11 protein-coding genes and 1 riboswitch are annotated in these 12,360 nt (G+C 65.3%); of the genes, 3 read left to right on the forward strand and 8 right to left on the reverse strand.

All coding sequences use genetic code 11. From position 1 onward, the window contains the following. Positions 1-783: a cobalt-precorrin-6A reductase gene (locus NKH91_RS10445; RefSeq protein WP_023720759.1), complete on the forward strand. Its 783-nt coding sequence runs from the start codon at positions 1-3 to the stop codon at positions 781-783. Here NKH91_RS10445 and NKH91_RS10450 read toward each other — a convergent pair. The 8 genes from NKH91_RS10450 to NKH91_RS10485 all read right to left on the reverse strand — a co-directional run bounded on the left by NKH91_RS10450 (position 747) and on the right by NKH91_RS10485 (position 11,086). Further along, positions 747-1,511: a precorrin-3B C(17)-methyltransferase gene (locus tag NKH91_RS10450; RefSeq protein WP_023720758.1), complete on the reverse strand. Its 765-nt coding sequence runs from the start codon at positions 1,509-1,511 to the stop codon at positions 747-749. The genes NKH91_RS10445 and NKH91_RS10450 overlap by 37 nt on opposite strands. Beyond that, complete coding sequence (locus NKH91_RS10455) at positions 1,508-2,266, reverse strand: precorrin-2 C(20)-methyltransferase (RefSeq protein WP_023720757.1); 759 nt, start codon at positions 2,264-2,266, stop codon at positions 1,508-1,510. The genes NKH91_RS10450 and NKH91_RS10455 overlap by 4 nt, the downstream gene beginning before the upstream one ends. Next, a complete protein-coding gene (locus NKH91_RS10460; RefSeq protein ID WP_156948158.1) occupies positions 2,263-2,916 on the reverse strand; it encodes a precorrin-8X methylmutase in 654 nt (217 codons plus the stop codon). The genes NKH91_RS10455 and NKH91_RS10460 overlap by 4 nt, the downstream gene beginning before the upstream one ends. Next, positions 2,913-4,382, reverse strand: a complete 1,470-nt coding sequence (gene cobG / locus NKH91_RS10465; protein ID WP_352884605.1) for a precorrin-3B synthase — start codon at positions 4,380-4,382, stop codon at positions 2,913-2,915. The genes NKH91_RS10460 and cobG overlap by 4 nt, the downstream gene beginning before the upstream one ends. After that, positions 4,379-8,113 carry a cobaltochelatase subunit CobN gene (locus NKH91_RS10470; RefSeq protein ID WP_352844441.1) on the reverse strand — a complete coding sequence of 1,245 codons (3,735 nt, stop codon included), beginning with the start codon at positions 8,111-8,113 and terminating at the stop codon, positions 4,379-4,381. The genes cobG and NKH91_RS10470 overlap by 4 nt, the downstream gene beginning before the upstream one ends. A gap of 18 nt (positions 8,114-8,131) precedes the next feature. Next, positions 8,132-9,184 carry a cobalamin biosynthesis protein CobW gene (gene cobW, locus NKH91_RS10475; protein WP_023720753.1) on the reverse strand — a complete coding sequence of 351 codons (1,053 nt, stop codon included), beginning with the start codon at positions 9,182-9,184 and terminating at the stop codon, positions 8,132-8,134. Beyond that, positions 9,181-9,615 (reverse strand): DUF1636 family protein, encoded by a 435-nt coding sequence (locus NKH91_RS10480; protein WP_023720752.1) that lies wholly within the window; start codon positions 9,613-9,615, stop codon positions 9,181-9,183. The genes cobW and NKH91_RS10480 overlap by 4 nt, the downstream gene beginning before the upstream one ends. 38 nt (positions 9,616-9,653) lie before the next feature. Further along, positions 9,654-9,857: riboswitch (cobalamin riboswitch) on the reverse strand. Positions 9,858-9,886: 29 nt separating this feature from the next. Beyond that, positions 9,887-11,086, reverse strand: a complete 1,200-nt coding sequence (locus NKH91_RS10485) for a winged helix-turn-helix domain-containing protein (protein WP_023720751.1) — start codon at positions 11,084-11,086, stop codon at positions 9,887-9,889. A gap of 336 nt (positions 11,087-11,422) precedes the next feature. Here NKH91_RS10485 and NKH91_RS10490 point away from each other — a divergent pair, with 336 nt between their 5' ends. Together NKH91_RS10490 and NKH91_RS10495 are read left to right on the forward strand one after the other, a co-directional pair. Further along, positions 11,423-11,788: an NADH-quinone oxidoreductase subunit A gene (locus NKH91_RS10490; RefSeq protein WP_023720750.1), complete on the forward strand. Its 366-nt coding sequence runs from the start codon at positions 11,423-11,425 to the stop codon at positions 11,786-11,788. Further along, positions 11,779-12,360: a NuoB/complex I 20 kDa subunit family protein gene (locus tag NKH91_RS10495; RefSeq protein ID WP_023720749.1), complete on the forward strand. Its 582-nt coding sequence runs from the start codon at positions 11,779-11,781 to the stop codon at positions 12,358-12,360. The genes NKH91_RS10490 and NKH91_RS10495 overlap by 10 nt, the downstream gene beginning before the upstream one ends.

The following is a 12,360-nucleotide window of genomic DNA, read 5'->3' on the forward strand; positions in this document are numbered from 1 at the left end:
ATGACCCACCGCATTCTGATCCTCGGCGGAACCACCGAAGCCCGGCAGGTGGCCGGAATACTCTCGGTGCGCTCCGATCTCGCGATTACGCTGTCGCTGGCCGGCCGCACTGAAAACCCGGCCGCGCAAGGCGTGCCGGTGCGGGTTGGCGGCTTTGGTGGCGTCGACGGGCTGGCGTTGTATCTCCACGAGACGGACGTCGACCTGCTGATCGACGCCACGCATCCCTATGCGGCGCAGATCTCCGCCAATGCGGCGGAAGCAGCGCGCCGATCCGGCGTGCCGATCGTTGCGCTCAAGCGCCCAGGCTGGGAGCCTGCCGAAGGTGACCAGTGGACGCTGGTCGACGGTGTTACCAGCTCGGTGACGGCGCTGGGATCGGCGCAGCGCCGCGTGTTCCTGGCGCTCGGACGGCAGGAGATCACTGCCTTCGAGGCTGCACCCCAGCACCACTATCTCATCCGTAGCGTCGATCCGGTCGAACCAAGACTTACTGTGCCCGACGCGACCTATCTCTTGGCGCGCGGGCCGTTCCAGGAGCCGGACGAACACTCGCTGCTTCAAGAGCACCGCATCGATGTCGTCGTTTCCAAAAACAGCGGCGGCGAAGCGACCTACGGCAAGATCGCCGCAGCGCGGGCGCTCGGCATCGAGGTGGTCATGATCCGCAGGCCGGCGTTGCCGGACGTCACGTCGGCTGAGACGGTCGAATCTCTTGCCGCGATGGTCGATCATTTTCTGGTCGGTCATGTTCTTGGGCCCGCTGCCGACCGCGGCGTGTAGACCAGCGCTGGTTTTTCACCGCGCTTGATGATCCGGGTTTCCGGTGAACCGATGATGATGCAGGTGGCCATGTCGGCATTTTGCGCATCGGCTTCCGCCAGCAAGAAAACTTCGATGCGCTCGTCGGGACGGCCGGCGGCGCGACCGAAGATCACCGGCGTGGTGCCCGGCAGGATCGCGGCAAGGCATTCGAAGGCGCGGCCGAGTTGCCAGGGGCGCGCCTTGCTGATCGGATTGTAGAGCGCGATGACGAAGCCGGCGCCGGCCGCGGCCAGCAGGCGCAGCTCGATCAAATCCCACGGCTTCAGATTGTCTGACAGCGAGATGGCGCAGAAATCATGGCCGAGCGGCGCGCCGATGCGGGCGGCGACGGCGAGCATGGCGGTGATGCCAGGCACGATGGCGATGTCGACCGCGCGCCACTCGACCGGCCCCGCCTCGATCGCCTCGCAGACGGCCGCCGCCATGGCGAAGACGCCGGGATCGCCGCCCGATACGACCGCGACATTGTGGCCTTCCGCAGCCTTCAGCAGCGCGTCCCTGGAGCGCGCTAGCTCCTCGCGATTGTCGGAAGCGACGCGAATCTGGTCGGGACGCAGATCAAGCCGGTCAAGATAAGGCTTGTAGCCGTAGAAGAATTTCGCCTCGGCGACGGCCCGGTTCGCTTCCGGCGTCACCTGGTCGGCGTTGCCAGGCCCCAGGCCGATGACGGTCAGGCGGCCGCTCATGCTTCGGCTCCCAACGCGCTTGGCCGCCCCGACCAGCCGGCGACCAGCACGATGGCGAAATAAGGCGCCTGGTCGTCCTTTTTGTCGGCAAGCCGCATCGAGACGCCGCCCGGCATGGTGCCGCGCTCGACATAGATGGCCCGCGGCAGCTTGTCGGTCGCCTCCAGCGCACGCCTGATCTTGGGCAAGTTGCGGCCGACCTTCATGATTACGGCGGCATCGGTGTCGGCGAGGCGGCGCGTCAGCTCGAATTCGCTCATGGTGCCCGGCAGCACCGTCAGCACGTCGTCGCCCTGGACGATCGGTAGGCCGGTCGCCGACCAGCAGCCGGACATGGCGGTGACGCCGGGAATGACTTCGGTCGGAAAGCGATGCGCCAGCCTGACATGCAGATGCATGTAGGAGCCGTAGAAAAGCGGGTCGCCTTCCGAGAGCACCACAACCATCCTGCCGGCGCTGAGATGCTCGGCAACCTTTTCGGCCGACTGCTCGTAGAAATCCGTGATCTGCGAGCGGTAGTCGCCATGATCCTTGTCGATCTCCGTGGTCACCGGATAGAGCAGCGGCAACTCTATCAAATCAGGGCGAAAATGGGTTCCGACGATGGCACGCGCGTTGCTGTTGTTGCCGCGCTTGGCGAAATGCGCAACGACATCGGCCTCCGCCAGCGCGCGCACTGCCTTCAGCGTCAAGAGTTCTGGGTCGCCAGGACCGGTGCCAACGCCGACCAGCCGACCTCTTGCGATCGCATTCATAGGCCCGGCCTCGCCAGTGCGTTGAGTGCGGCGGCGGTCATGGCGCTGCCGCCCAGCCGGCCGCGCACGATGGCGTAAGGCACGCCATAGGAATTTTCGGCCAGCGCATCCTTCGATTCGGCGGCACCGACAAACCCGACCGGCATACCGATGATCGCCGCCGGCTTCGGCGCACCATCGCGCAGCTTTTCCAGCAGATAAAACAGGGCGGTCGGCGCATTGCCGATGGCGACGACCGAACCGGCCATGCGCTCGCCCCACAAATCGATCGCCGCGGCCGAGCGGGTGTTGCCGATTTTTCTCGCGATGTCGGCGGTCCGCGGATCGCGCAGCGTGCAGATCACTTCGTTGCCGGCCGGCAGCCGCGCGCGCGTGACGCCATGCGAGACCATCTGTGCGTCGCAGAAGATCGGCGCGCCGGCGCTCAACGCTGTGCGCGCAGCGGCGACGAAATCGCGTGAGAAAACGAAATGCCGCGCAGCCTCGACCTGGCCGCATGCATGGATCATGCGGATAGCGACGTCGGCCTCGGCTTCGGAAAAGCGCGACAGGTCGGCCTCGGCGCGGATGATGGCGAAGGAGCGCTCATAGATCGCTGTGCCATCATGAATATAGTCGTAGGTGATGGGGTTCTGGGCGGGCATGCTCATTCCTGTCGGTAAGCTTTGACGACGCCGGCCGTGCCAAGCCTTGCAAGGCAGGCGGCGGCAGTCTGGCCTCGAAGTCGTTTTCTGCGGATTGCCGCTGCAACGCCGCCGATGCCGCGCGAGGCGTCATCGCCCGGCCTGTATCCGGCAGGAAACATCTTAGCCGTCCCGTCCACGACAAGTCCGGCTCCGTTTTCGCTACCGACCAATGTCAGCGCCGCCGGACCGGGATGGGCGCAGCCCTTGGCGCAGCCGGAGATGTGCAGCGTCAAGGAAGAATCGAAGATGTCGCGGTTTTCCACGGCGATGGTCTCGGCGATTTCGCGCGTCGCGATGCGGCCGGAGGCACAGGCGGGAGCACCCGGGCAAGCGGCGATCCTGGTGCGCGGGTCGGCGGCGTCGGTGACGAAGCCGAGGGTTGCGGCGGCTTGGTGGAGCGGCGGGCAGGCCGCTGGCGCGAGGCCGAGGAAAACCAGCGCGCGGCCCGGCGCCAGGCGGATTTCGGTGGCGCCAAGGGCCAGCGCGCTCTGCGCGAGAGCGATGATCTGGTTCGCCGGCATGCTGCCGAAGGGTAGGCCGATGCCGAGGGCGGTTCCGGCTGCAGCCAAGTCGAAAACTCCGATGGGCCGGCGATCCTTCGCGCCCCCCTCTGTCCTGCCGGACATCTCCCCCACTTGGGGGGAGATCGGCAGCTTCGCCGGTGGCTCACTCTTAGCATGCTTATCGATTGGCGAAAGCTGAGATGAGGGCGCAATCTCCCCCCAAGTGGGGGAGATGTCCGGCAGGACAGAGGGGGGCGCGAAGGATCGCCAATTTGCCAGAGATCTCAGCTGTCTTTCTGTCAAATCCCGCGCATGGGCATCGCGCCCCTTTTCGGCAACCATCCTTAGGATCGCAACGGCGATGTCGCAGGCCGCATCTTCCTCGGCCATGACGAGTAGCGTCGCAGTCTGACCGCCGCCGGCGATAGCCACCTGCCATTGCGTCCCCGCATCGGTCCGCACCGCAGCCAGCCTGGCATCGGCCGTCACTGCATCCAAGGTCAGCTGTCCGCCACCGTCGACAATCACCGAGACCTTCGGGCCAAGACGCTGCGTGACGCCGGCGTCCTCGATTGCCGCCCGAATCCGCTCCGCTAGCGGGCGCGGATCGGCGATTTCCTGCGGGTCGAGCCCGGCCAGCGGACCAGTCTCGACCGGCACGCCGGTGCGAACGGCAACACCCAGCGCATCGACCTCCATCGCCAGCAGCCGGGCGCTTTCGGGCGTCAGGCCGCGTATCTGCAAGCTGCCGCGGGCGGTCACTTCCATAATGCCGTTGCCGTGGCGCAGGGCGGATTCGCAGAGTCCGATCAACGACTTCGGCAACAGTCCTCCAGCGACCGGATTGAGCCGCACCAGCAGCCCGTCGCCGGTTTGCATCGGTGCCGACAAAGCAGGGCAGGCGCTGCGTCGGGAGAAAGCGTTCATGCCGCCACCCCAAGCGCCTGGGCTTCGGCAATCAGTGCGGCGAGATCGTCATCGATCGAATTGCGCAGCGGATGCCACAGACCGCGCCGTCGTGCCGACATGAAACGTTCGGCCATGACCTTCGCCGCCGACGGGTTCTCGCGCAGGATGAAGGCGCGGACAACGGGGTCGCCGAGATAGGCGTCGTGCACGGCCTCGATCAGCGCGCCAGATATGGCATGAGTGGTCTCGGCAAAGCCGACAAGCCGGTCGACCGTCTCGGCGAATTCCGAGGCGCCGCGCGGCCCGTGGCGCATCTGGCCGGCAATGAAGCGCGGATTGACGGCGCGTGCCCGTACGACGCGGGATACGGCGTCCCCAACCGAGCGTGGCTTGGGCTTTTGCGGATCCGTGGTGTCGAGCACGATCACGTCAGCGTTTTTGCCGAGCGCGGCAAGCGCTGCCGAAAAGCCGCCGATAAAGGCGACGTCGGCCGAGCCTTCGAGGATGTCGCGGCCGGGATCGTCGCCGGTATGAACCAGAAGGTCGGCCTCAGCGATGCGGCCCTCAAAAGCGCCGGGCGCCGAAATGCCTTCGCCCTCGGCGCCGCCATAGGCATGCGAGGTGGCGGCGAGATAGGCGCGGCCGATCTCTTCGCGCGCGGCCCAGTCGCCGCTTGATAGCAAGTCCTCGATGCCGGCGCCGTAAGTGCCGGGCGAGGTGCCGAATATGCGCGGGCTGATCTTGCCGTCTGCACGGGTTCTCGCCGCCAGCGGGTTTTCCGAATCGTCCTCGTCGCGGGTCGCGACGGCGTTGGCGGCGGCATCGATCAGCGCGATCTGGGTTGGGAACATGTCGCGGAACAGGCCGGATATGCGCCAGGTGACGTCGACGCGCGGGCGGCCGAGCGTTGCCGGCGGCAGCACCTCGATGCCGGTGATGCGGCCGGTGGCGGAATCCCATTGCGGCCGGCAGCCCATCAGCGCCAGGCCTTGCGCGATCTCCTCACCGCCGGTGCGCAGCGAGGCCGAGCCCCAGAGGTCGATGACCAGCGAGCGCGGCCAGTCGCCATGCGATTGCATGTAGCTGCGGACGACTTCTTCCGCTGCCACCTTGCCCAGATCATAGGCGGTCGGCGTCGGCATGGTGCGTGGGTCGGCGGTAAACAAATTGCGGCCGGTGGGCAGCACATCGCGCCGGCCACGCGCCGGTGCACCGGCCGGACCGGCGGCGACATGGCGGCCGTCGAGGGCCGCGATGAGTGCTACTTTCTCGGCTGCCGCACTCTGCTCGCGCAAAGGATCGGTTTCGCCCTCAGGCGAGCGACCGTAGATATGCAGGCCGTCCTTGATGGCGAAATCCTTGAGATCGCAGAGCCAGGCGTCGATGCGGCGCAAGGCTTCGTCGGCTGCGTCGGTCCTGGCGACGCCGGCCTCTGAGGCGAGGCCGGTCTTTTCCGCAGTCTCGACGATCAGCTTCGCCAGGCGGTCGCGGCGGCGGCGGTCGAGCCCGTCGGCCTGGGCATATTCGTCAACCAGTCGCTCGAGTTTATGCTGCTCTTCGTCCAGCCCGGCGCCGGTCAGCGGCGGCGGCAGATGGCCAAGCGTGACGGCGGCAATGCGTCGCTTGGCTTGTGCTGCCTCGCCGGGGTTGGAGACGATGAAAGGATAAATGACGGGCAGGGGGCCGGTGACGATTTCGGGAAAGCAGTTTTCGCTGAGCGCCACGGTCTTGCCGGGCAGCCACTCCAGCGTGCCGTGGGCGCCGACATGGATAATTGCATGGATGCCGAGCGACTTACGCAGCCACAAGCCAAAGGCGATCAGTGCATGGCGCGGCGGCAGTGTCGGGTCGTGATAGTCGGCGCGGCGGTCGGCTGAGCGCCCGCGATCAGGGGCGAGGGCTACGGTGATATTGCCGAAGGTGGCGGCGCGGAAGGGGAATTTTGCGGTGGTGGGCGCTTGGACACCCCCCTCTGCCCTGCCGGACATCTCCCCTTCAAGGGGGAAGATTGGCAGTTCGGCTGCCGGCTCTCCCTTAACGCCCTTGGTAGTTGGCGAAAGCAGAGACAACAGCGCAATCTCCCCCCTTGAAGGGGAGATGTCCGGCAGCACAGAGGGGGGTGCCTCGCGCGAACCTGTCTCATCATCCGTATTCCCCCATGCGGCCTCCACCGCAGCGATGGCCGCCGGCGGCAATTCCTTCGAGAAGGTCAGATAATCCTGCAAAGCCAGTCCCTGGTCGGCTGGCTCCAGCACCTCCAGCAACTGACGCGGCGTTTGCGGAATCCCTTCAACGGCGTAGCCCTGTTCGCTCAGGTCGTGCAGCATCGCCAGCACGCTGGACGGCACGTCGAGACCGACGGCATAGCCGGTGCGGCCGGGCGCGCTCGGATAGTCGGGGATCAGGATGGCGAGCTTGCGCTCCGCACGCGGCGTCCGCTGCAGACGCACGAAGGCCTCGATACGGTTCGCGACCTGCGCCACGCGGTCAGGCTCTGGCCGGTTGGCGAAGGCGCGGAAGGCCAATGCCGGATCGATCTCGCTTTCGCTCTTGAAGGAAATGGCGCCGGCCAGGATGCGGCCGTCGAGCTCGGGCAGGACGACATGCATGGCAAGGTCGGCGGGCGCCAGGCCGCGCTGGTTGTTCTGCCAGATGTCGCGGCGGGTGGTCGCGACGACGACCTGGAACACCGGCACTCCGGCGCGGTCGAACAGCGTCTCGACGCCGGGTTCGGCGCCCGAGGCGAAAGCTGTGGCGGTGATGATGGCGGCAGGGTTCAGCGCGGCAAACGCGGTTTCGACAACGGCGAGCGATGCCGCGTCCTTGAGGCTGGAGACGAAGATGGGGACCGGCGCTATGCCACGCTGCCCGAGCGCCTCGACAAGCGCATCGATGGGCGCGACATCGGCGGCGAGCAGCATCGAGCGGTAGAACAGGATGGGGATGATGGGGGCGGGTTCGGCGGACGGTAGATTTAGGCTGCGTTCCGTCGCGCCCCCCTCTGTCCTGCCGGACATCTCCCCCACAAGGGGGGAGATCGCCTGGTCATCGTCGCCTTCGTCAATGTTCGATGTTGCAGAAGTCGCGAGACGGTCAGTGACAGCCGATCTCCCCCCTTGTGGGGGAGATGTCCGGCAGGACAGAGGGGGGCGCGACGGAATGCCGACGCTTGATAAGTCCATTCTTTCTATAACGCCGCGTCCCGGCTCGTAAAATCCCGCCTTTGGCACGCTGACAGGTTCAGCGACCGCCGCACCCGATCCGGCGAGACTTGCCAACCTCTGCACCAGCGCCGTCATATTCGCCGGGCCACCTTCGCGGAAATAGTCGAGCAGACCATCAAGTTCCTGGCGCGGCAGCGTCGAGCCTTCGATCAGCCGCAAATCCTCGTCGTGGCTCTCGCCCGGTAGGAGCGCCAGCTTAATACCGCGATTTCGCGCGACAACGGCAAGCTGGTCGCAGCCGTAGCGCCACCAGTCGTAACCGCCGAGGATGCGGACCAGGACGACCTTGGCGTGGCGGGCGACGCTGTCGATCCAGAGGTCGACGGACATCGGGTGGCGCAGGTCGCGCAAGGCGGCGAGCCGCATCGACGGCAGGCGGTCCGCATCTGCCTTCCACGCCGCCGCCAGCCCGGCGAGGTCGCTGTCGGTGAAGGACAGCGCCACGACATCCGCAGGCGTTTGCCTGAGATCGACAGGCTCGGCGAGATCGTCGAGCGAGGCGGATGTGGTGGTGAGGATGTGCATCGCGGCTCGTACCTGGGATCAGCCGGCGAGGATACGCTCGATCGCCGGGCGGTTCAGCCCTTTCAGGCCGATGACGACGAGGCGCGAGCGGCGATCGTCTTCAGCGGTCCAGGCGCGGTCGTAATAGTGGTTGACGCGCGGACCGACGGCCTGCAGCAAGAGCCGCATCGGCTTGCCGCCGACGTCGACGAAACCCTTGACGCGCAATACGTTTTCTTCCTCCGCCGCCGTGGCGACGCGTTGTGCCAGCTCGTCCGGATCGGACACCGACGCAATGTCGATGACGAACGAGTCAAAGTCGTCATGTTCGTGGTCGAGCTCGTCGTCGTGATGGGTCTTGCGGTTCTCGATGTCGTCCTCGACGGCGAGACCAAGGCCGAGCAGCACCGACGGATCGACCTTGCCTTGCGAGGTCGGCACGATCTTCACCGCCCGCGCAACATGCTTGCCGATGACGGCATTGGCGCGCGCCGCGCCGGCTGCGTCCAGCAGGTCGCTCTTCGACAGGATGATCAGGTCGGCACAAGCGAGCTGGTCTTCGAACACCTCCTCGACAGGATCGTCATGGTCGAGCGTCTCGTCCTGCGCGCGCTGCGCCTGCAGGGCGTCCATGTCGTTGGCAACGCGGCCATCAGCCAGCGCCGGCCCGTCGACGACGGCGATGACGCCATCGACCGTGACGCGGCTTTTCACCGACGGCCACTGGAAGGCCTGGACCAGCGGCTTGGGCAGGGCCAGCCCGGACGTCTCGATCAGGATGTGGTCGACCTTCGGCGTCAGCGACAGGATCTGGTCGAGCGCGGGGACAAAGTCGTCGGCGACAGTGCAGCAGATGCAGCCATTGGCCAGCTCGACGATGTTTTCCTCGGGGCAAGTGTCGATGCCGCAGCCCTTCAGGATCTCGCCGTCGATGCCGATATCGCCGAACTCGTTGACGATGATGGCCAGGCGCTTGCCTTTGGCGTTTTCGAGCAAATGGCGGATCAGCGTCGTCTTGCCGGCGCCGAGAAAGCCGGTGACGACGGTGCAGGGGACGCGCGAAACGTTGGCGGCCGAATCTGGGGAAGTCATATCAAGTCCTTCAAAAGGTCGAGGGGAGGGATGCGGGCAACCAAGCCGCGCTTCAGGCAATCGGGACGGCCGCGCCACGGAATGAGGCCGTCCGTCGAAGTAGCGAACAGCTTTGCCCCCGTCACCAGATCGGTGCCGCTGGTCGTGGTCAGGTCGCCGAAGACATAGCTCCAGCAGCCGTCGCGCAGCATCGCGGCGCTGAGCCGGCGCTTGCAATTGCCGAGGCATTCGACGGTGCGGATTTTAATGTTTTCGCTGGAAGCGGCGCGGCGCGTGTGCTCGGCGAGCAGTTCGCCGGCGCGGGGATAAGCGTCCGAACCGGTCTCGTCACGGCAGGACGAGCAGACGATGACGGTAACGCCGGCCGGGGAATCACCATGGCCGGACAATAAATCCGCTGTCTCAGCCGGAAAACTGCTGTCGCGTTCCAAATCAGGCTCCTTGCCCGGAAAACCCGCCAGGCGATCGGATTCTTATGTCCTAGACGGCAGGTCTCCTGGCTCGCGGGTCATCGCCTGGGTGCCGCCTTCCCGGGAATATCCCAGTGGTTTTCGGCCTTGGCTCGTCGCTTACAGTTGCGGGGACAGCCGCGGATTTGAAATCGAGATTTCGCACCGCATTCCCTCTTGGCCCTTGCCGTTGCGGGCAGGGGACCGTCTGGAACGGATTTAGGCTTGTGAAGGCAGTCGTGTCAACGCACGTCTATGACGCGGCGATATCTGCGAGCGGCTGGCCGAGGTCGCCGGCAGCCGTCACCTCGATGCGCTCGAGCCCGAGCCAACCCTGCATCTGCTTCAATTCCTCGAAAAGGGCGGCGGCAGTTTGCGGCGGGGCGCCGGGCTCCGAATAGGCGGCATGGACGCGCAATACGCCGGCCGGGCGGTCGGCCCTGAGGTCGACGCGCCCGACGATGCTGTCGCCGAGCAGGAACGGCAGCACATAATAGCCATACTGGCGCTTTTCGGCCGGCGTGTAGATCTCGATGCGGTAGTGGAAGTCGAACAACCGCTCGGTGCGCGACCGCTCGAAGACGACGGGATCGAACGGCGCAAGCAAGGCGCGCGCCTCGATCCTGCGCGGCAAACGGGCGTCCTTGTGGAGATAGGCTGTTTTGCTCCAGCCTTCGACGCTCACCGGCAACAGGTCGCCAGCCTCGACCAGTTCCTCGATGCGGCCCTTGATGTCGGCGGGCGAGAGGCGGAAATAGTCGCGCAGATCGCCCGCCGTGGCGACGCCATGGGCGCGGGCGGAGATGCGCAGCAGTTCGCGGTGGGCGTCCGCGGGGGACGGAACTGGCAAAGCGAGTACCGTTGGCGGCAGCACGCGCTCCGGCAGATCGTAGAACCGCTCGAAACCACGCCGGTGCGCCGTGGTGATGCGGCCCGCCCAGAACAGCCATTCGAAGGCATGCTTGGCATGGCTCCAGCCCCACCAGCCGCCCGAGCCCTTCTGGCCTTCGAAAGCCGACGCCGCGATCGGGCCTCGTTCAGCGACCTCGCGATAGATGTCCTCAATGTAGGCGGCGTGCTCGCGGCCCCATTTTGCCAGTCCGCTGTACATTTCCTCGCCGCGCTCGGCCCGCCGCATGCGCCAGCGCATCAGCGGATAGGTCTCGACGGGCAAGAACGAGGCTTCATGCGCCCAATATTCGAAGACCATGCGCTTGCGTGTCACCGCGGCGTCGTCGAGCAGCGCCAGCTTGTAGGGGCCAAGCCGCGAATAGAGCGGCATATAATGGGCGCGAACCACGGCGCTGACGGAATCGATCTGCAGCAGGCCGGTACGTGCAAGCACCCGGGCCAGATGCCGGCGGTCAGGCGTGCCGCTGGGGCGCGGGTCATTGAATCCCTGTGCCGCAAGCGCAATGCGACGGGCCAGGGCAAGCGAGATTTTTTCTTTCATGAAGGCGGTATCCGGACGATGTTAGACAGAGAAAATGACCTGCGATTCCGCCCCATGCTAGCAAGGTTTTGGCGGCATCTATGTCAGGAGAGAAAAGTGGAGTGAAAAGTGAAGGAAATCAAACAGGAGCGGATCGGACCAGTTTTCCCGGATATGCCGTCCAGCACCGCGATTTGAACAAGGTTTGACTTGCTTCGCCGAAAGCGCTGCGCTAACCCTCGCCGCGTTGCAGCATAGAGCCCCCTTAAAACGGTTCAGTGGTTAATCTGTCACGCTTCCGCAAGTGGGTCCGGTGCTGTAATCAGAGTGGATTGGCCGCCAACGGAAAACTGCAGCATGAACGCACTTTTAGGTTCGTACCTGCCCATCGTCCTGTTCATCGGCGTGGCGCTGGTCGTCGGCCTGGCGCTGCTCGCCGCACCGTTCCTGGTGGCTTACCGCAACCCCGATCCGGAAAAGCTTTCCGCCTATGAGTGCGGCTTCAACTCGTTCGACGACGCCCGCATGAAGTTCGACATCCGCTTCTACCTGGTGTCGATCCTGTTCATCATCTTCGATCTGGAGGTGGCCTTCCTGTTTCCTTGGGCAGTGTCGTTCAGTCAGATCGGCATGCTCGGTTTCTGGTCGATGATGGTGTTTTTGGCGGTGCTGACCATCGGCTTTGCCTATGAATGGAAAAAAGGAGCGCTGGAATGGGATTGAACGACAGTTCCGGCACGCTCGTCGCGCCGAAGCCCAAGGGCCTCATCGACCCCAACACCGGCAGACCGGTGGGGGAGGATGATCCGTTCTTCCTGGAGATCAACAACGAACTCGCCGACAAGGGTTTTCTCGTCACTTCGACCGAGGCGCTGATCACCTGGGCGCGCAGCGGCTCGTTGATGTTCATGACCTTTGGCCTCGCCTGCTGCGCCGTCGAGATGATCCACACCTCGATGCCACGCTACGACAGCGAGCGTTTCGGTGTCGCGCCGCGCGCGTCTCCGCGCCAGTCCGACATCATGATCGTCGCCGGCACGCTGACCAACAAGATGGCGCCGGCGCTGCGCAAGGTCTACGACCAGATGCCGGAGCCGCGCTACGTCATCTCGATGGGCTCCTGTGCCAATGGCGGCGGCTATTATCATTATTCCTATTCGGTGGTGCGCGGCTGCGACCGCATCGTGCCGGTCGACATCTACGTGCCCGGCTGCCCACCGAGCGCTGAAGCGCTGCTCTACGGCATCCTTCTGCTGCAGAAGAAGATCCGCCGCACCGGCACGATCGAACGGTGA

This window comes from Mesorhizobium sp. M0894 (assembly GCF_040319725.1).
GTDB lineage: Bacteria > Pseudomonadota > Alphaproteobacteria > Rhizobiales > Rhizobiaceae > Mesorhizobium.

Excerpts from the sequence above, each read along its gene's own strand:
- NKH91_RS10445 (WP_023720759.1), top strand. The coding sequence starts at position 1 with ATGACCCACCGCATTCTGATCCTCGGCGGAACCACCGAAGCCCGGCAG.
- cobW (WP_023720753.1), bottom strand. The coding sequence starts at position 9,184 with ATGACTTCCCCAGATTCGGCCGCCAACGTTTCGCGCGTCCCCTGCACC.
- NKH91_RS10450 (WP_023720758.1), bottom strand. The coding sequence starts at position 1,511 with ATGAGCGGCCGCCTGACCGTCATCGGCCTGGGGCCTGGCAACGCCGAC.
- NKH91_RS10455 (WP_023720757.1), bottom strand. The coding sequence starts at position 2,266 with ATGAATGCGATCGCAAGAGGTCGGCTGGTCGGCGTTGGCACCGGTCCT.
- NKH91_RS10485 (WP_023720751.1), bottom strand. The coding sequence starts at position 11,086 with ATGAAAGAAAAAATCTCGCTTGCCCTGGCCCGTCGCATTGCGCTTGCG.
- cobG (WP_352884605.1), bottom strand. The coding sequence starts at position 4,382 with ATGAACGCTTTCTCCCGACGCAGCGCCTGCCCTGCTTTGTCGGCACCG.
- NKH91_RS10495 (WP_023720749.1), top strand. The coding sequence starts at position 11,779 with ATGGGATTGAACGACAGTTCCGGCACGCTCGTCGCGCCGAAGCCCAAG.
- NKH91_RS10460 (WP_156948158.1), bottom strand. The coding sequence starts at position 2,916 with ATGAGCATGCCCGCCCAGAACCCCATCACCTACGACTATATTCATGAT.
- NKH91_RS10490 (WP_023720750.1), top strand. The coding sequence starts at position 11,423 with ATGAACGCACTTTTAGGTTCGTACCTGCCCATCGTCCTGTTCATCGGC.
- NKH91_RS10470 (WP_352844441.1), bottom strand. The coding sequence starts at position 8,113 with ATGCACATCCTCACCACCACATCCGCCTCGCTCGACGATCTCGCCGAG.